Raw genomic sequence first — 17,644 nt, 5'->3', positions numbered from 1 at the left:
AGAAAATTAATTTTGCACTGTTTTCTTCGGGGCAGGGCGTAATTCCCTACCGGCGGTAAAAGTCCGCGACTCCTTTTTAGGACTGATTTGGTGAAATTCCAAAACCGACAGTGAAAGTCTGGATGAGAGAAGAAAATAATACCACCATATTCCTGGGAGTATTATGGCGCATTTTGCCCTGAAGGTTATTTTTATCTGATTAATAAAAGGCAAAATGAAAACCATCAACAACTTCGGACGCGATTACAAGGAACGTGTAGAAAATGCAATCAACAAATTAAAAAGCGGAAAAGGAATTTTACTTGTCGATGATGAAGACAGGGAAAATGAAGGCGACATTATTTTTTCTGCAGAAAGAATGACCGAAGCCAACATGGCACTGATGATACGCGAATGCAGCGGTATTGTATGTTTGTGCCTCACTCCCGAAAAAAGCAAAAGCCTGCAATTGCGGCAAATGGTAGAACACAACAGCAGCAAAAATCAGACGGCATTTACCATTTCTATTGAAGCCAAAGAAGGCGTAACGACAGGCGTTTCGGCAAAAGACCGGATTCACACCATAAAAACAGCGATAGCAAAAAATGCAAAACCATCTGACTTAGCGCATCCCGGACATGTTTTTCCCTTAACAGCATGCGAAAAAGGTGTATTTGAAAGAAGAGGACATACCGAAGGAAGTGTGGATTTGGTAAAGCTTAGTGGGCTTGGCGACACGGCTGTTTTATGCGAATTGACAAATCAGGACGGAACGATGGCCAGACTACCTGAAATTATTGATTTTGCAGAAAAACATGATATGTCGGTGGTTACCATTGAAGATATTATTCAATACCGAACTCAATCAACAAATGAAGTCGATAATGAACAATAAATTTTTAATTATTTTCTGGTTACATTTCCACTTTACTAAGACTTAAGTTTTTAAATTCGGATAGATTTTGAAGACCGGAAAATGGACCAATACGACTTTTTTAAAACCAAATATGGCTCCGAGCTGCTTATCGATCTGATAAGGCTCGAAAACCTTGAAAAATATATTTCGGAAGGTAAACCGCATGTATTGTCGTATTACGATATTACACTAATTACAGAAGGAGTTGGGGAATTTTTGCTTGATGAGTTCCGTTACAACATTAAACCAGGAAACATATATTTTTCTTCCCCGATGCAGGTTCGCAAATGGGAAATTGGCAAAACCCCAAAAGGATTGGTTTTAATTTTTGAAGAGGAATTTTTGGGAACTTTTTTTAACGATTCGGAGTTTGTACAACGTCTATCCTATTTTAATGCCACCGGTCACGAACCTGTTCTTTCGCTGGATAGTCCTGATTTTGACTATCTCAAAACCATTTTAAAAAATATTGAAGAAGAAATTGTCGGGCAACAGGAAAAAGACAACCACATATTGCGGGCCTTGTTGTATCAGGTTTTAGTTTGGCTAAATCGCCGGTTTATCCAATTAAATTCCGTGTCGGAGCCGGCTGTTTGTAAATATATTTTTGAATTTCGTAAACTGGTCAACCAATATTTTCAAAACCAGCATTCAGTAAGTTTTTATGCCGGTAAACTGAATATAACTGCCGGCCATTTAAACAGCGTGATAAAACAACATTTTGGAATTTCAGCAAAAGATTTTATTCAAAATCGTATATTTCTTGAAGCCAAAAGATTACTGCTGTATTCTGATTTATCGGTGTCTGAAATAGCCTGGAAATTAAACTTTCAGGATAATTCTTATTTTGTAAGGGCATTTAAAAACAAGATTGGGCACACTCCACATTCATATAAAAATGTTATAAATCCTTGAAAAGTACCATTTAACCCCCAATTTTTGTCTGATTTCTTTTTTAAACAAGCGTAATTTTGTATACAAAAACGATGAAAACTACCCTTTTATTGATTTTGTTCTTTTCGATAGCACTGTCTGCATCGGCACAAAAAAACAGTTTTGACTATTTTGGATTTCCCTCTCCCGGAGATAAAATTGAGCTTTTTGCACCTGGCATCATTTCGCTGGAAAATACAAAAGAATATTCGCTGGCTGTTTCTCCTGTGGGGGATGAAGTCTTTTTTGCTACCGGTACGTGGCCTGAATGCAAAATAATGCATGTAAAAAAAATGGAAAGTGGCTGGTCGAAACCCGAAGTTGCTTCTTTCTCCAGAGACTGTTTTGCAGTGGAACCTGCTTTTTCTCCTGATGGCAAATACTTGTATTTTTCTTCGAGCAAAGGGGAAAAAGACATCAAACAATATAGTATCCGGCGCATGGAAAAAGCGGGGAACAAATGGGTGAATGCCAAAAAAATAATCGACATTACAAACCCGGATATTTTAGAATTTCACCCGAGCATAACCAACGAAGGAACCATTTACTTTTGCGCCTGGGACTTAAAAACCAACAAAGGAAGTATTTATAAATCGGATTATTTGAATGGTGTTTATTCAGAACCCGCAAAAGAGAATGTACCTTTTGAAGGAAATTGCAGCGTAACCAATCCGTTTGTTGATCCCGCCGGAAAATTTATAATAACCTCAACAGAAGTTGAAAACAGCAAAAATAGTTACGACGCATTTATTTCGTACAGGAATAACAAAGGTTGGGCGAAACCGCTTAATTTTGGAAAGCGTTTTAATTCTTCTGAGGTGGATGATTCTTTTGACATTTCGCCCGACGGAAAGTTCTTATTTATTTACAAAAATGATAATGTTTACCGCACAGAAACAAAAGGAGTAATACAATAATGTTTAACGGATTTACAAAAACAGGAATTCAGTTTCTGAAAGACCTGGCGGCCAACAACAATAAAGAATGGTTTGAACTGAACCGACAGATATACGAAGAAAACCTCCTGACCCCATTGAGGCAATTGGTAAGCGATTTACAACTGCCGCTAAAAAGTATGGATGCAGAAATTGAAACTTCGCCGGCAATAAACAAAACCATTTCGAAGATATACCGCGACACCCGTTTCTCGGCTGATAAATCGCCGTTCAGAACAGAACAATGGATATCGTTCAAACGACCGACGAAAATCTGGGGCAATGTTCCTGAATTCTATTTCTATTTTACTCCTGAAAAATATGGTTACGGAATGGGTTTTTATTCGGCTACCCCGCAAAATATGGAAAAAATAAGAAGCTACATTCTCACGCATCCGGAAAAATTCGAACCGATTATTGCCAGCTACAACACCCAAAACCTGTTTATTCCGGGAGGAGAGAACTACAAACGCCCCGTTACAAATTCTCTCCCGGAGAAATTCCAGGAATGGTTTCAGAAAAAAAGTCTGTATTTAGGTTGCGAAAAAGATATAGACACTGTGTTCTTCTCTGTTAATTTAAAAGATACACTGGAAAAAGCTTTTGCAGAAAATGCCCGGCTTTATCATTTCTGGCTTGAAGCCATTCTTTAAACTCTATTTATTTTAACATAACGCAACTCAAAAGCAATATTTGTCGTCATAAAAAAGATGATAAAACAGAATACGATGAAAAAAATAATTTTGATTGCTTTTGTAGTTTTTTCGATTTCCTCTTTTGCTCAGCCCGGAGAGAAAAATTTTATCGACCAAAACTATATTGAAGTTACCGGAAACGCAGAAATGGAAATTGTTCCTGATGAGATTTATCTGAAAATTGTTGTAAATGAAAAGGACTTCAAAGGAAAAGAAGACCTTCAGAAACTGGAAAAATCGATGATTCAGGCGCTTTCAAAAATAGGAATCGATGTATCAGAACAACTTACAATCAGAGACATGGCAAGTAACTTTCAAAAATACTGGCTAAAAGGAACCGAAATCAACTCAGTTAAAGAATACCAGTTAAAAGTAGAAAGCGCCAATACAGCCGGCCAGGTAATCAGGGATCTTGAAACTTTAGGATTATCAAATATTTCCGTTGAAAAAATTGACCATTCCAAAATACAGGAATTCAAAACCGAAGTAAAAGTGATGGCGATTAAAGCAGCAAAAGAAAAGGCGGTTTCATTAACCGGCGCAATCGATCAGAAAATTGGAAAAGCAATTTATATCCAGGAACAAAATAACCATATCTATAATGCTCTTCAGGGTAAAGTTGCCGGTATATCAAATATAGCCGTCAGAGGATATGGCTATTCTGATGAAATGGAGTTAAAACAACCTGACATTGAATTTGAAAAAATAAAACTGGAATACTCCATACTGGTACGGTTCGAAATTGAGTAAGAAGTCAATTAAATTCACTAAAATATGTATTATGCTTAAAAACTATCTGCCTCTTTTCTTATCACTTTTGTTCCTTTCATCGTGTTTGACAAATAACAACGATGAAGACGAACTCATCATTGATCCGGAACAGTACAATTACGTGCTAAACTGGAAAGAAACAGGAAGTAAAACCGGTGACTCGGATTGGGAAAACATAAGCGCCGGACAACAGCTGAGTTTCTTCTCTAATTATGTTGATGATGAACTTGGGCTGCCAAACAACGGAAAAATACTTTATGATCCAAGTGTGGCTACCGGAATAAAAAACGAAGACTATTTCGAGCGCACCGACAGTACATTTGTTATTTATTCGTCTCCGTTACCTGAAGAAGCCGATACAATAATTGTTTCTTATTCTCTTGTTGATAGTTCTAGTTTAATTATAACAGACACAAACGTTTCTCCTGTTGTTGAAATTAAATATAAACGGGAAGAATAAAACTTTAAAATACAGCTATGAAAATTCAATTTTATTTTTTTACAGTATTACTGAGCATTGTACTATTTTCCTGTCAAGAAGACGAACTTTACTTTGAAAACGCATTTGATAAGAGTTATAAAGAGTGGCTGAATTTTAAAAAAGTCACGGGTAATTCCTACCGCTATACAGTAATTGGTAGCACCTGGGTTGGCGCTTCATGGGAAACGACCGTTACTGTTACCGAAGGGGAAGTAACCGCACGTTCTTTTAAAATGACAGCAAGTGAAGAGTTGCTGGCGGAGATTCCGGAGGAAGACCTGGAATGGGCAGAAAGCGGAGATAAAATAAATTCCCACACCGATACACCAGCGGCTGAAACGATAACCCTGGATGAGATTTACGAAAAAGCCCGCACAGAATGGCTTACTAAAAAAGATGATGTAAAAGCATTTTTTGAGACCGATAATGATGGCATGATATCAACTTGTGGTTATGTTGAAAATAACTGCGCGGACGATTGTTTTACTGGAATCAATATTTCGGGTATCGAACAGTTGTAAAATAAGGTATGAATATTCGCTCTTTTCTAAAAGTATTGTTTGTATATGGCCTATTTACCTTGGCGGCAACAAAATCGAACGCCCAGGTAGCCATTCAGGCAGGTGCTAATTTTTGTAATGTAAAAAGTGATGTTTTGCTTGGAAACCAAAATTCAATCGAAGCTTATCATTTCGGGTTTGGCATTCAGTACTTTCCTGTAAAGAATTTTAGCAAATTATCGCTTATTAACGAGTTTATTTTTACACAAAAAGGCTATCAGCAGAATTTCAGTAACGATTATTTTTTTCGTTTTAATTACCTGGCATTCCCTATTTTGGTGAATTATTCACCTGTTCCGTTTCTGTCGTTGCAGGGAGGAGTTGAATTAAGTACATTATTATCGACCAACATAAAACAAGGCATGAAAACCTATAATCATTTTGACTCTGGTTTGGTAGCAGGAATTAGTGCCTTCGACAACCGAAGATTCAGCATTTATTCGCGCGTAACCTACGGGTTAAGTCCCATGCTGAATTATGTTTTAATTGATGAGATGGGAAACTTTCACGGGAAAATGAAGGATTTACACAATGTTTGCTTTTCGTTGGGAATTAAATTCAAATTGTTAAATGAGAAAATCATTTTACATAAATAGTATTTTAATTGGCTGGATTGCTGTTACCATCATTGCATGCGACGGCGTATTTGTTCCCGATCCTGTCGATCCTCGTCTTCCTAAATATACAGAAAGCGGGAATAATGTAGCCGGAGCTTTTGTAAACGACAAAATTTGGGAGTCGGTTCAAACGTGGGGGCTTTATGGTTATATAAACACGCCTTCTTTTTATGTATGGCCGGAAGAGGATAGTGTCGTTATCCGTTTTTCAGGAGACACCGGGAATAAAAGTGCATGGCTCGAATTTCATTTAAAGAATCTTGGTATAACCGATTTTGAAGACTTACCGCTGTTAAAGGGGGTAAAAACAGAACTTGATGGCGCTGAGAATACGGGTTATTATATTGAAGAATGTGATCCGGATTCGTATAAATATAAAGGAATTGGCCAATTGTACATTAAAAACATACAAATAAACGATTCCCTTACTATGGCAATTTTTTCGGGAACTTTTGGTTTTACCGCAACCGATTCTGTCGGGAATAGCACTAAAATCTCATATGGAAGATTTGATTACCGGTTGAAAAAAGATTATCATTTTTTTAAAAATTGAAATATCTGCTTACTTTTTTTATATACTTTTCATATTCTTCCTTGTACACTTCTAGCATAAATTTTTCTTCACGCAGAATGAAAGAATGAATGCCAACCAAAACAAGCAGGGCAAATCCAACGAAAAACATTGTTGGAAAAATCAACGTAATTCCAATAAAATAAATATCAAGTGAAAGAAAAAACGGGTTACGGGAAATAGAAAATACGCCTTTTGTAACCAGTTTCCCGTGGTTATTTTTATCTAAACCAAAACGCAACGAGGTATTAAAATGAATGAGTGTTACTGCCAAAAGAATCAGAGAAAAAATAATTATCACACTACCTGAAATTTTCAGAAAAATATTTTCAAAAATATCGTTGGTTAGTATTTCGGGAAGAATAGAAAAGGAGAGTTGAAATGCTGGTTTTATGATTTCAACAAACCAGAGCAAAAAAATGATAACAAAAACAGGGAAAAGGAACATTGCTGTTTTGTTCTTTTTCCCATCTTTTGAGCTTACCTGAACTCCCTGCTTTTTCAGCATCAGAATTCGTCCCGCTAACATTCCGGCAAGAACCCAAAAACTGACAAATGGTAGACTGTCGAAAAAAATCATTTTGGCCGATAATCATTGATTTTCGGCTAAGTTAATGAGGTTTATTTAAAAATGAACTTAAATCCTACCGAAACAATATTTGCTCTTAACCCATCGCTTCGCTCATAATGACTATATTTTATATTTGCATTTTTTAAACCCAGCCTGCTAATTTTAAAATCGTTAAAAATATCATTGTAATTCAGGGCAACACTATACTGATTACTGTTAAATTTCGCCAGGTCAGGATCGGAAGTATAATATTGTTCAGTTGACAAATGCGTTTCGTAGGGCGAATAATACTTCACCGCGTTTTGTGTGTAAAACCTGTACGATGGCGTAATTGAAAATTTTGGCCCAAACCGGACAGGCAAATCAATGTTTGCAGTATGAGCTTCTAATCCCCAGTCGTCGGTATAATACCGGTAATATGTTCTCAACACAAATGTTTCGTTGATGTAATAATTCACCCTCGCCCCAATTGGAATTTTAAATCGAGTTGACGGCAGACGCTCAATATCATCTGCCAGTTGGTAAACACCGCGGTTTTGTGGTGTTGTATAAACCGGAATATAATTAGCTTCACCAATATAGTAATTCGCTTTATCGGCAAAATAAATCCGGTGATAAGGTGTGGAAAGCAAACCCTCCTGTTTTACCAGATCGAAAAATAAAGCGGCCTGCAAGCGTTTACTCAAAATTTGAGACAGAAAAAATGACACAGAATATGAATTGCGTTCCTTATTTGTAAATGCAGTAAAATCATCGGGATGATAATTTGCAGAGATCGTTCCGTTCTGACTAATTACATCGACACCCGAAAAATATCCCTGATTTAAAAAGTTATTGCCATAAATAGCATATTCATGAAGTTCGGTGGGGTAAATAGGTTTCCATTGGTCAAGATACACTGTTCCTTTTAAGCCCAGTTCGGTATTTTTTTCATTAAATAAACCCGTTATGTTGCCACCAAAACCAACCGAGGTGTAATCGTATTCATTTGAAAAAGAAACATTGGAACCCCAGATAAAATTCCTCGAATCGGAACTGTGGCTGTAATCAATATGTAAAGAAATCAGTTCATCGCTTCGTGAGGCTCCTGATGAAGCAAGCCAGGGCGTCCCGGTAGGAGTACCGGAAGTACCGGGTTGAAAATCATCATTATCTTCTTCTTCTTCGTGCTCGTCATCATCATCATCTTCCCCACCACGTGATGCCCCGCTGCTGTTGAACGGATTTATGTTACTCGAAGAAGCAGAAGTGTAAGCCGAAATTCCTGCATCAATGGTTAACACGTCATCATCATTCAAAGGCAGACTGATTACAATTGTAGGTGTTCCGTCGGTCAGTTTTTCAGTTCCCACTCCCCCGCCAACTGCAGAATGCTCTCCATCTTGCTGATAAAGACTCATTAAAAAATCAACCTCTGCGTTTTCGAGTACTTTTTTCTTGTACACTTTTGTCGAATCCTGATTTTGCGCCAAACACAGCACAAAACCTCCAAAAACAAAAAGGACCGTGAATAATATTTTTTTCATAACAAAATACTAATTACAACCACAGCCGCCGCCGGTTTTTCCACCGTTCGCACCGGCAGCTCCTTCGCGGTAAACCTGAAAATTTGTTTCAAAACGTTCGTTTGAATTTGCGGCCAATTTCATATCGGCATCATTAACATAAACCTTTTCATACTCTTTTACTGTTGCACAGGATGTCAGTAAAAAAAGAGTAAAAAGGATTGGAACAATTTTTTTCATTTTGTTGAATTTAATTTTATGTTTTCTGAATTATAGATTTTTCCCTGATCATCGACAATGACGCATTCTACACCCGGCAATTGATTAATAAAATCCAGGCCTGTTTCTTTTCCCATTACAAAAACAGAGGTGGCCAAAGCATCTGCCAGTTCGGCTTTTGGAGCAAAAATACTAACGCTGGTGAGCCCACTTACCGGCCATCCTGTTCTCGGGTCGATGATATGAGTATATTTTATCCCGTTGAATTCGACATATTTCTCGTAATTCCCCGAAGTAACCACAGAACTGTTATCAAGAGGAAACCAGGAAAATACCTTGTTTTTATTCAACGGGTTGGTTATTCCCACCATCCAGGGAGTTTTGTCGGGTTGTATTCCCCAGGTAGTTAAGTCGCCTGAAGCATTGATGATTCCTGCTTTCACGCCTTTTGAAATTAAAAGTTGTTTGGCTTTATCGGCTGCATAACCTTTGCCAAGTGCCCCAAAACCGATTCGCATTCCTTTGTTTTTCAGAAACACCGTTTGATTTTTCGGGTCAAGGATAATATTTTTGTAACCGACTTTTGAAACAGAAGCAGCTACTTCTTCTTTAGTTGGTCGTTCCTTCATCGAACCGTCAAATTTCCAAATCCGGTCCATTGAAGCATAACTAATATCGAAAGCTCCGCTGGTAAGTTCCGAAATTTTGATGGCGCGGCCAATTAAATCACATAATTCCTTATCTACCGTTACAGGCTGAATACCAGCATTCTCTACAATTTTTGCTGTCTCAGAAAGAGTATCCCACGAGGAAATCATCTTCTCAATCCGGCTTATTTCAGCAACTGCCAAATCAATATATTTATTTCCTTTGGTTTCACTATCAGCTACCACCGTAATATCAAAACGGCTTCCCATTAATTTCAAAACCCTGGTATATTTTTCCTGAGACGAAAGAAGAACCGGAAAAAGGAAAAACACCAAATAAAAGAAAGGTTTCACAACCAATTACTTTTCAAATGAATGTAACATTACAATGTAATCCTTCGGGCTAACATTTTTATAGCCTGTTGTTCCGAGCACATTCCCATTTTTATCAAGAACTTCAACCATGGGGAAAAGACCTTTTTTGTTGTAGGTCTCCGCTAAACGATTATTCTGCTCCTGCTGTTCTTTCGAAAGCTTGTTGGCTTTCCGTTTTGGAAAATCGGCCCGAAGCAAAACAAAATGCTCTTCTGAATCTTTTATAAAATCCTTTGACTCCCAAATTTCTTTTTCCAGTTTCATACACGGAATACACCAGTCGGAGCCAGAAAAAACAAGCAAAATATTTTTCCCCTCTTCAGAAGCTCGCTTTTTTGCTGTTTCAAAATTGGTTTCCCATTTCTGGGCATGGATAGTGCTTACAACAAAAATTGCAGAAGCAATCAAAATTAACTTTTTCACACTGTTTCTATTTAAATTAAACTTCAGTTCAATTATAAAAAGTGGTCATTTGTTGTAGTTGAATCAGCTAAAAAACGAATCAATTGTTATTTTGTTATTCACAATTGGGTAAAAAGATGATTTTTTCTTTTATTTTAAACTAAATTAACAAAATATACAAGAAGAAATAATATTGTCAACGTTACCCAACCCTTGGAGCTGCAGACAGACAAATTTTCAAAAATTTAAGAACCCGCTCGTTTCTGAAATTACAGTTTGAGTAATCAATCCCACCAACTTCTGGTTGAAACGGCAAATTTACCACCACCTGTAAATACCAATGTTAGGCCACCTAAAAAGAAAAGTCCGAGTGTTTCAATGGCCCAGGTTCCTCTTTCGGTAAGTGCAAAAATATCGTTTGGATGGGCAAGTAAAGCCGCAACAAGCATATTAAATGAGAATACCATCGCTGCAAGTCGCGTTCGATATCCCACAATCATTAACAAAGGTGCTATCACCTCTCCTACATAAACCCCATAAGCAATAAAACCAGGCAAGCCTTTTTCAATTAAACTGTTTGATATTCCTTCCACGCCATTAACAACTTTGCCATATCCATGCAAAATCATTAATATCCCCATTGTTAGTCTCAAAATCAGCAGTCCGGTGCTGTATCCCTGTCGTGAACTCATTTTATTTGTTTTTTGTATTTAAAAATAAAAACATAAAAAGCTGCTAAAGGTTCTCAAGCCACTCTTCCAAAAGATCGATTGATTTTATCATTTTTGGGCAATAGCTTTTTAAAAATTCATTATCAATTGGTTTATCCTTAAAATCGTTCATTGCTTTATCCAAAACCATTTCGCCATCAAAATCAACGTAAGCCATCCGACAGGTTAATTCTTCTGGTTGGCGGCCAAAATCCATTCCGGGTAAAAATGCAACTCCGGTATCTTTGAGCACCGCCTCACATAATTCAAACGAAGTTAAAATGCCTTTTGAAGCCAGTTTTTCACGATAAAAGTTAAAATTCGGAAATAAATAAAATCCGCCTTTTGGAGAAGGTAATGTAATATTGATCGCCCGTAAACGATCGGTCATATAATTTCCAAGTGCTTTCAAAATTTTCCGCGAATAAACCAAATACTCATCAATCTCTTTATGCTCCTCAAACGCCGTAATCGCCGCATACTGAATTGGTGCACTTGTTGATGTAAATGTTTCTGAAGCTACAATAGCCATAGCATTTTGCAGCCAGCGTAAATTTTCAGGAAAGGTAAAAGTTCCCAACCGCCAACCACCTGCACCGGCCCATTTGCTTAATCCGCTGCTAATAATTGTCCCTTCAGGATAGTATCGAGATATGGAAATATGGTTCCCTTCATGATCGAGCAAACCATAAATTTCATCGGATATCAAAATCAGGTTGTATTTCCGTGCCACTTCAGCCAATTTTTTTAACCGTTCTTCCGGATAAGTTGAACCCGTTGGATTGGAAGGATAATTCAGAATAACAACTCTCGGGCGGTCGGGATCAGAACGGCAAATCAAATCCAGTTTTTCGGGACTCAGCCGCCAGTTACTTACTTCCGATGTGGGAACCCATGTAACATGGCGCCCCGCTATTCTGGCCTGTGGAGAATAGGAAACCCAACTCGGTGTAGGAATTATTAACTCGCCGTAATACACCAGTTGCAAAATAAAAATCAGTTCTTTTGAACCCGGACCAATCATAATGTCCTCCGGCGAACAGAGTGTGCCTTCGTGCCGGTAATTAAAAGCCGCTATGGCTTCGCGCAGTTTCATCAAACCTTTTACAGGCAGGTAATCCTTTTGATATGCATTTCGTTGTAAAGCTTCCTGAACAATTTTTGGCACCGGAAAAGGAGATTGACCTAATCCAAGCTTATAAACTTTTTTTCCCTGTTGAATCAACTCGTTACTGCGTTCATTAATAACCAGTGTTGCCGATTGGCTTAATCCGCGAACATTCAAATTCAGGTTAACAAAGTGGTTGCTTTTACGAATTTCTCCCATAATTTTGAAATATTAGTTTCTGCACAAATACAAATTAAGCAACCTATTACTTTTATCCCATTCTATTTTGTATTTTTTCAAAAAATTAACCATAAAATATTTTTTGGTATAATTGTTTCTGAAAACATTGAATATTAGAATATTCGGCAAGTTTTTTGTATCCTACTTTGCATTACTAATAAAACTATGAGCTACCAAATTTATCAAACCTATACACCGGCAGTCTCTTTTGGAAAAATGAATTTGCTTTTTCTTTTTACTCTTTTCTCAATATTTGCATCCTCTCAAAATCCATTCGAAACTTCTCAAAACAACCTCTCCATTGATATGCTTATGAGTACAGAGATCAATACGTTGAAAAAAGGAAACCTTAAAAGTTTACGAGTTAAATATCTGTTTGTTCCCAAAAGTGACGAAAGACAAAAAGTAATTTCAATTCATTACCATTCACACCCCGAAGCAGATTTTACCGATATTTTAAAAGGACAGTATACCTGGAAAAAATTACACAGTAATTACTCGGTTTCGTACGACGCCAGAATTAAAACGAACAACTATCTGTATCCTGTTAAAAGCACTCCTTTTCCGGTAATAGATATTCCTGACAGTTTAAAAAACTTCCTGAGATTTGACGATATTATCAATCAAAAAAAAACAATTGAAAAAACAGCCTTGGAACTTGTCAGACATGAAACAGAATTATACAATGCTGTTTTTAATATTGGGTACTGGATTTATGAAAATATAGATTATTTGAGAACAGGTTTTGAAACAATTGAATCAGCGTCCACGGTTTTTAATACAAAATTTGGTGATTGCGATGAAATATCCGTTCTCTATCTTTCCATGCTGCGATCGGTTTATATTCCTTCCCGTCTGGTTTCGGGCATTGCCAAGGGTGAGTTCGGCTTTAATTATCATGCCTGGGTTGAAGTATTTTTTGAAAATACAGGATGGGTTCCTTTTGATGCCACTTTCAGGCAATTCGGATATATTGACCAAAGCCACATTAAATTGGCACAACACCATACCGTTTCAGAAATGTTTTCAACTACGTGGGAATTTCTTCCTTTTTTTGGCGATGTAGAAATAGAAAGTGAAGAATTACCCGTTGTATCGGCTCAGATAACAGCTCAACAAAATGTTTCAACACAAAATTTTACCATTCAAATTTTTCCTTTTACTGAAAAAGTAGGAATATATTCTTCCTATCCCGTTAAAATATTGATAAAAAACAATACTCCTTTTTTTACATCAGAAATGTTCTATTTAAACTACGCTTCCGACGTGGAAATAAATATTGAAAAAGAAAAGTATTTGTTAAATTTTGCTCCTTATGAAACCAAAGAAATCAATTTATACCTAACGTATTCCGGTATAAAATATTCGAATTACCGCTACACATCTTTGTTTAAAGTTTTTAACCGAACGGGAATAAATGACACTACCACAGTAATTTTTTATCCAGGAGCCAAAATAATCTCAGAAAAAATGGCAAACGCAATTCTTGATACATTTTCTGTTCCGAAGGTTGTAGATGAGCACAATAACAATTTTTGACAAGAAATCAGATATCAAAATTTTATTTATTTTTACGGTGTTATTTCAAAAAGAAATCAATGGTTTTAAAACCGCATAAATCGAATTTACCAGGAGCTTACCGCTGTCTTTACAGCTGCCGGATGTTTTATGCTTAGTCTTTTTTCCCAAACAAATCCTTTATCCATTTTTCATTTCTTTCGTATGCTTTAATGGCATATTTATTTTCAAATCATATATTACGAAAATGACTTTCACAAAAATAAAAACCACAAAAACCCCGGAACGCCTGGCTGGTGCAGAAGGGAATTTTTATAATCCGGATAAAAAAACCGAACCGGGAATGAACGAAAGAATCCGTCGTTTACGCAAACAAAGCGTAGAAACACAGGAATCACTTTCCATTGAAAGAGCCTTAATTACCACCAAATTTTATAAAGAAAACGAAGGAAAATATTCGGCACCGGTGATGCGTGCCCTGAATTTTCTGGAAATTTGCAAACAAAAAACCATTTATATCGGCGCTGATGAACTGATTGTTGCAGAACGCGGCCCATCGCCAAAATCGGTTCCCACCTTCCCGGAACTCACCTGCCACAGCGTGGATGATTTTCATGTTTTGAATACCCGCGATCAGCAGCGTTATACCATTTCACAGGAAGATATTGACACCTACGAACATGAAGTTATTCCTTACTGGAAAGGGCGCACCATGCGCGAACGAATTTTTAGCCATGTACCAAAAGAATGGCAGGCTGCCTATGAAGCGGGAGTTTTCACGGAATTTATGGAACAACGTGCTCCCGGACACACTGCGCTCGACGGGAAAATATACCGGAAAGGAATGCTCGATTTCAAAAAAGAAATCAACGAACATATTCAGCGGCTCGATTTTATGAACGACCCGGAAGCCACCGACAAGCTGGAAGAACTAAAAGCGATGGATATTTCGTGCGATGCAGCCATTGTTTTTGCTGAACGCCATGCTGCTTTGGCAGAGGAAATGGTGGAAAAAGAAACCAATCCTAAACGTATTGAGGAATTAAAAAAGATAGCTGAAGTATGTCGTAGGGTACCGGCACATGCCCCGCGAAATGTTTGGGAAGCCATTCAAATGTACTGGTTTGTACATTTGGGAACCGTAACCGAATTGAATGGCTGGGACGCGATGAACCCGGGACATTTTGATCAGCACCTGCAACCTTTTTATGAAAAAGAAGTTGCCGAAGGAACACTTACCCGAGATGAAGCCAAAGAACTCATCAGTTGTTTCTGGATAAAGGTGAACAACCATCCTGCCCCGCCAAAAGTGGGAATTACCGCCCGCGAAAGCGGAACATTTAACGATTTTACCAACATCAATATAGGTGGAGTAAAAGCCGACGGGTCAAATGGAGTAAGTGAAGTTTCCTACATCATGCTTGAAATCATAGAAGATTTGCATATTCTTCAGCCCGGAAACTCGGTGCATATCAGTGCCAAAACACCCGATCATTTTCTGAATGCTGCTTGCAAAGTGATCCGACAGGGACACGGTTATCCTTCCGTTTTTAACCCGGATATTTATATCCAGGAACTGATGCGCCAGGGAAAATCATTACAGGATGCCCGCGAAGGAGGGTGTAGCGGTTGTATCGAAGTAGGCGCTTTTGGAAAAGAAGCCTATTTGCTGACCGGTTATTTAAATGTTCCTAAAGTACTGGAAATTACGCTGAATAACGGGATCGATCCGCTTACCGGGAAGGTGGCAGGGATTCAAACCGGAGATCCCCGTGAATTTAAAAACTATGAAGAATTATATGATGCGTTTTTGAAACAATTAAATTTTGTGGTCGACCAAAAAGTAAGAGTTAGCAACTACATCGACCAGATGTTTGCGAAATATGCACCGGCACCCTTTCTTTCAGTAGTTATCGAAGATTGTATTTCAAAAGGAAAAGATTACTACAACGGAGGACCACGCTACAACACAAGCTATATTCAATGTACCGGCTTAGGTACGATTACCGACAGTCTTTCAGTTCTGAAAAAACATGTTTTTGAGGACAAGACATTTAGCATGGAAATCCTGCTGAATGCCATTTCAAAAAATTACGACGGAGAAGAAGCGCTGCGGCAACGTATCATAAACCGTACGCCATTTTTTGGTAACGATGACGAAATTGCCGATTCTATTGCCTTACGTGTCTACGACGATTTATTGGCTGCCATCGACGGAAAACCCAACGTAAAAGGTGGGCAGTATCATTTAAACATGCTTTCGACCACTTGCCATGTATATTTTGGAAAAGTTTTAGGTGCTACTCCCAACGGACGTTTTTCCGGAAAATCAATTTCCGACGGAACCTCGCCATCACATGGTTGCGATACCCATGGACCTACAAATGTTATCCGTTCGCTGGGAAAACTCGACCAGGTAAAATCGGGTGGAACCTTGCTGAACCTGCGTTTTGTTCCAAGTTTATTAAAACGTGAAAAAGATGTGGAAAAACTGGGGCACCTCATCCGAAGCTATTTTACTTTGGGGGGTCACCACATTCAGTTCAACATTGTGGATACAGCAACACTGCTTGCAGCACAAGCATGCCCGGAAGATTATAAAGATTTGATGGTTCGAATGGCTGGTTACAGCGATTATTTTAACGATATGAATGCTGATCTTCAACAGGAAATCATCGACCGGACAGAAAATGAAGGATTTTAAATTGGATAATTAGCACAGCGTAGTGGTTAATGAGAAAAATTCCAAAAGCCAAAAAACTCAAAACTTAACTGAATGGCTTTGACATTGGATTTTGACTGTTGGGATTTAATTGTTTTTTGGAATTTGCATTTTGATGCTTCCATTCTTATTGTTCACTACTAAAATATCATCACAAAAAATGATTCCATTAATATTTGATGTACGTCGCTACTCTATAAACGACGGCCCTGGTATCCGGATTACTATTTTTATGAAAGGCTGTCCGCTGCGTTGTGCCTGGTGCCACAATCCGGAAAGCCAATCGCCAAAAGTACAGAAGCTATACACGGCTTCGAAATGTATTGGCGCACAGGATTGTATTGAAGTTTGCCCGGAGAATGCGCTGACATTAACCCCGGAAGGTATTATAACCAACGGGGAAAAATGTACACTTTGCGGATTATGCGCCGATGCCTGCCCAACAAAAGCCATCGAAATGTCGGGAAAAATATATGAAACAAACGAGCTTCTAAAAATTATTGAAAAAGAGCGGGTTCACATCGACCAGTCGGGTGGTGGTGTTACTTTTTCTGGTGGCGAACCAACGATGCACCCGGAATTTCTGATAAAAATGCTGGATGCGTGTGGTGAAAAGGGGCTGCACCGTGCGGTGGATACCTGTGGTTTTACTAAAACAGAAACACTGCTTGAAGCTGCCCAACGCACCGACCTTTTTCTTTTCGATTTGAAATTAATGGATCCTGTTCAACATAAAAAATGGACCGGCGTTGACAATCAACTTATTCTTAAAAACCTGAAGTTGTTGGCTGAAACAGGTGCAAACATTAACATTCGTATTCCATTTATAAAAAATGTAAATACCGATGAAAACGAGATAAAAAAAATGGCTGAGTTTATTTCAGAATTACCGGGTGATAAGCCAATGATTAACCTTTTACCGTACCACAATATTGCTACCGGAAAATACCAAAAGCTGGAACTGGATTACAATGCCGGTGAAATGGATGAACCTTCAGAGCAGGAAATTCAAAAAGCAATTGAGATATTTAATTCTTTCAGTTTGGAAGTTGAAGTTGGGGGTTAAAAATAAAAGAGGCTGTCCCAAAAGTCTGATTATGTATTTGAAGAGTTGAGTATTTGAAAAATTTCTCAGATACCTACCCGAATACAAAATCCTTTTTGGACAG

At 38.0% G+C, this 17,644-nt stretch carries 19 protein-coding genes and 1 riboswitch; of the genes, 12 read left to right on the top strand and 7 right to left on the bottom strand.

All coding sequences use genetic code 11. The features are described from left to right. Nucleotides 1-18: 18 nt before the first annotated feature. Nucleotides 19-138, top strand: a riboswitch (FMN riboswitch). A gap of 76 nt (nucleotides 139-214) precedes the next feature. The 9 genes from ribB to K5G00_RS07170 all read left to right on the top strand — a co-directional run bounded on the left by ribB (nucleotide 215) and on the right by K5G00_RS07170 (nucleotide 6,440). Further along, on the top strand, nucleotides 215-874 hold the full coding sequence (gene ribB / locus K5G00_RS07210; protein ID WP_238765464.1) for a 3,4-dihydroxy-2-butanone-4-phosphate synthase: 660 nt from the start codon (nucleotides 215-217) through the stop codon (nucleotides 872-874). A gap of 81 nt (nucleotides 875-955) precedes the next feature. Further along, nucleotides 956-1,810 carry a helix-turn-helix domain-containing protein gene (locus K5G00_RS07205; protein WP_238765463.1) on the top strand — a complete coding sequence of 285 codons (855 nt, stop codon included), beginning with the start codon at nucleotides 956-958 and terminating at the stop codon, nucleotides 1,808-1,810. 71 nt (nucleotides 1,811-1,881) lie between these two features. Next, nucleotides 1,882-2,745: a TolB-like translocation protein gene (locus K5G00_RS07200; protein WP_238765462.1), complete on the top strand. Its 864-nt coding sequence runs from the start codon at nucleotides 1,882-1,884 to the stop codon at nucleotides 2,743-2,745. Continuing rightward, the gene (locus tag K5G00_RS07195; RefSeq protein ID WP_238765461.1) at nucleotides 2,745-3,416 is read left to right on the top strand and encodes a DUF2461 domain-containing protein; all 672 of its coding nucleotides are present in this window, start codon (nucleotides 2,745-2,747) and stop codon (nucleotides 3,414-3,416) included. Before K5G00_RS07200 ends, K5G00_RS07195 begins: the two co-directional genes overlap by 1 nt. 75 nt (nucleotides 3,417-3,491) lie before the next feature. Then, nucleotides 3,492-4,208 (top strand): SIMPL domain-containing protein, encoded by a 717-nt coding sequence (locus tag K5G00_RS07190; protein ID WP_238765460.1) that lies wholly within the window; start codon nucleotides 3,492-3,494, stop codon nucleotides 4,206-4,208. Between the two features lie 31 nt (nucleotides 4,209-4,239). After that, a complete protein-coding gene (locus K5G00_RS07185; RefSeq protein WP_238765459.1) occupies nucleotides 4,240-4,689 on the top strand; it encodes a hypothetical protein in 450 nt (149 codons plus the stop codon). Nucleotides 4,690-4,706: 17 nt separating this feature from the next. Continuing rightward, the gene (locus K5G00_RS07180) at nucleotides 4,707-5,231 is read left to right on the top strand and encodes a hypothetical protein (protein WP_238765458.1); all 525 of its coding nucleotides are present in this window, start codon (nucleotides 4,707-4,709) and stop codon (nucleotides 5,229-5,231) included. An 8-nt stretch (nucleotides 5,232-5,239) separates the two neighbouring features. Next, nucleotides 5,240-5,866, top strand: coding sequence for an outer membrane beta-barrel protein (locus K5G00_RS07175; RefSeq protein ID WP_238765457.1), 627 nt, complete (start codon nucleotides 5,240-5,242; stop codon nucleotides 5,864-5,866). Next, a complete protein-coding gene (locus K5G00_RS07170) occupies nucleotides 5,841-6,440 on the top strand; it encodes a hypothetical protein (RefSeq protein WP_238765456.1) in 600 nt (199 codons plus the stop codon). Before K5G00_RS07175 ends, K5G00_RS07170 begins: the two co-directional genes overlap by 26 nt. Here the strand turns inward: K5G00_RS07170 and K5G00_RS07165 are convergent. The 7 genes from K5G00_RS07165 to K5G00_RS07135 form a co-directional block, all read right to left on the bottom strand. Then, nucleotides 6,430-7,038 (bottom strand): methyltransferase family protein, encoded by a 609-nt coding sequence (locus K5G00_RS07165; protein WP_238765455.1) that lies wholly within the window; start codon nucleotides 7,036-7,038, stop codon nucleotides 6,430-6,432. The genes K5G00_RS07170 and K5G00_RS07165 overlap by 11 nt on opposite strands. Before the next feature lie 41 nt (nucleotides 7,039-7,079). Next, the gene (locus tag K5G00_RS07160; protein ID WP_238765454.1) at nucleotides 7,080-8,555 is read right to left on the bottom strand and encodes a DUF3570 domain-containing protein; all 1,476 of its coding nucleotides are present in this window, start codon (nucleotides 8,553-8,555) and stop codon (nucleotides 7,080-7,082) included. 9 nt (nucleotides 8,556-8,564) lie between these two features. Beyond that, nucleotides 8,565-8,774, bottom strand: a complete 210-nt coding sequence (locus K5G00_RS07155) for a DUF4266 domain-containing protein (protein ID WP_238765453.1) — start codon at nucleotides 8,772-8,774, stop codon at nucleotides 8,565-8,567. Then, entirely contained in the window at nucleotides 8,771-9,754 is a 984-nt protein-coding gene (locus tag K5G00_RS07150; RefSeq protein ID WP_238765452.1) for an FAD:protein FMN transferase, read from the bottom strand. Before K5G00_RS07150 ends, K5G00_RS07155 begins: the two co-directional genes overlap by 4 nt. A gap of 6 nt (nucleotides 9,755-9,760) precedes the next feature. Continuing rightward, entirely contained in the window at nucleotides 9,761-10,198 is a 438-nt protein-coding gene (locus K5G00_RS07145) for a thioredoxin family protein (protein WP_238765451.1), read from the bottom strand. 263 nt (nucleotides 10,199-10,461) lie between these two features. Beyond that, nucleotides 10,462-10,869, bottom strand: a complete 408-nt coding sequence (locus K5G00_RS07140) for a DoxX family protein (RefSeq protein ID WP_238765450.1) — start codon at nucleotides 10,867-10,869, stop codon at nucleotides 10,462-10,464. 43 nt (nucleotides 10,870-10,912) lie between these two features. Further along, the gene (locus K5G00_RS07135) at nucleotides 10,913-12,214 is read right to left on the bottom strand and encodes a pyridoxal phosphate-dependent aminotransferase (protein ID WP_238765449.1); all 1,302 of its coding nucleotides are present in this window, start codon (nucleotides 12,212-12,214) and stop codon (nucleotides 10,913-10,915) included. A gap of 186 nt (nucleotides 12,215-12,400) precedes the next feature. On the opposite strand from K5G00_RS07135, the gene K5G00_RS07130 reads away from it, so the two are divergent. The 3 genes from K5G00_RS07130 (at nucleotide 12,401) to K5G00_RS07120 (ending at nucleotide 17,541) form a co-directional block, all read left to right on the top strand. Beyond that, entirely contained in the window at nucleotides 12,401-13,774 is a 1,374-nt protein-coding gene (locus K5G00_RS07130) for a transglutaminase-like domain-containing protein (protein WP_238765448.1), read from the top strand. Nucleotides 13,775-14,000: 226 nt separating this feature from the next. Continuing rightward, nucleotides 14,001-16,457, top strand: a complete 2,457-nt coding sequence (gene hypD, locus K5G00_RS07125) for a trans-4-hydroxy-L-proline dehydratase (protein WP_238765447.1) — start codon at nucleotides 14,001-14,003, stop codon at nucleotides 16,455-16,457. Nucleotides 16,458-16,635: 178 nt separating this feature from the next. After that, entirely contained in the window at nucleotides 16,636-17,541 is a 906-nt protein-coding gene (locus tag K5G00_RS07120; RefSeq protein WP_238765446.1) for a glycyl-radical enzyme activating protein, read from the top strand. Nucleotides 17,542-17,644: the final 103 nt, after the last annotated feature.

It is taken from the genome of Maribellus maritimus (genome assembly GCF_022267315.1).
Classification (GTDB): Bacteria; Bacteroidota; Bacteroidia; order Bacteroidales; family Prolixibacteraceae; genus Draconibacterium; species Draconibacterium maritimum.
Note: the sequence above shows the minus strand (reverse complement) of the source record. Positions and strands in the feature narration are given on the sequence as shown.

Coding starts and splice junctions, on each gene's coding strand:
- K5G00_RS07120 (WP_238765446.1), top strand. CDS start 16,636: ATGATTCCATTAATATTTGATGTACGTCGCTACTCTATAAACGACGGC.
- K5G00_RS07155 (WP_238765453.1), bottom strand. CDS start 8,774: ATGAAAAAAATTGTTCCAATCCTTTTTACTCTTTTTTTACTGACATCC.
- K5G00_RS07190 (WP_238765460.1), top strand. CDS start 3,492: ATGAAAAAAATAATTTTGATTGCTTTTGTAGTTTTTTCGATTTCCTCT.
- K5G00_RS07205 (WP_238765463.1), top strand. CDS start 956: ATGGACCAATACGACTTTTTTAAAACCAAATATGGCTCCGAGCTGCTT.
- K5G00_RS07185 (WP_238765459.1), top strand. CDS start 4,240: ATGCTTAAAAACTATCTGCCTCTTTTCTTATCACTTTTGTTCCTTTCA.
- hypD (WP_238765447.1), top strand. CDS start 14,001: ATGACTTTCACAAAAATAAAAACCACAAAAACCCCGGAACGCCTGGCT.
- K5G00_RS07195 (WP_238765461.1), top strand. CDS start 2,745: ATGTTTAACGGATTTACAAAAACAGGAATTCAGTTTCTGAAAGACCTG.
- K5G00_RS07180 (WP_238765458.1), top strand. CDS start 4,707: ATGAAAATTCAATTTTATTTTTTTACAGTATTACTGAGCATTGTACTA.
- K5G00_RS07130 (WP_238765448.1), top strand. CDS start 12,401: ATGAGCTACCAAATTTATCAAACCTATACACCGGCAGTCTCTTTTGGA.
- K5G00_RS07165 (WP_238765455.1), bottom strand. CDS start 7,038: ATGATTTTTTTCGACAGTCTACCATTTGTCAGTTTTTGGGTTCTTGCC.
- K5G00_RS07170 (WP_238765456.1), top strand. CDS start 5,841: ATGAGAAAATCATTTTACATAAATAGTATTTTAATTGGCTGGATTGCT.
- K5G00_RS07175 (WP_238765457.1), top strand. CDS start 5,240: ATGAATATTCGCTCTTTTCTAAAAGTATTGTTTGTATATGGCCTATTT.
- K5G00_RS07200 (WP_238765462.1), top strand. CDS start 1,882: ATGAAAACTACCCTTTTATTGATTTTGTTCTTTTCGATAGCACTGTCT.
- ribB (WP_238765464.1), top strand. CDS start 215: ATGAAAACCATCAACAACTTCGGACGCGATTACAAGGAACGTGTAGAA.
- K5G00_RS07140 (WP_238765450.1), bottom strand. CDS start 10,869: ATGAGTTCACGACAGGGATACAGCACCGGACTGCTGATTTTGAGACTA.
- K5G00_RS07160 (WP_238765454.1), bottom strand. CDS start 8,555: ATGAAAAAAATATTATTCACGGTCCTTTTTGTTTTTGGAGGTTTTGTG.
- K5G00_RS07135 (WP_238765449.1), bottom strand. CDS start 12,214: ATGGGAGAAATTCGTAAAAGCAACCACTTTGTTAACCTGAATTTGAAT.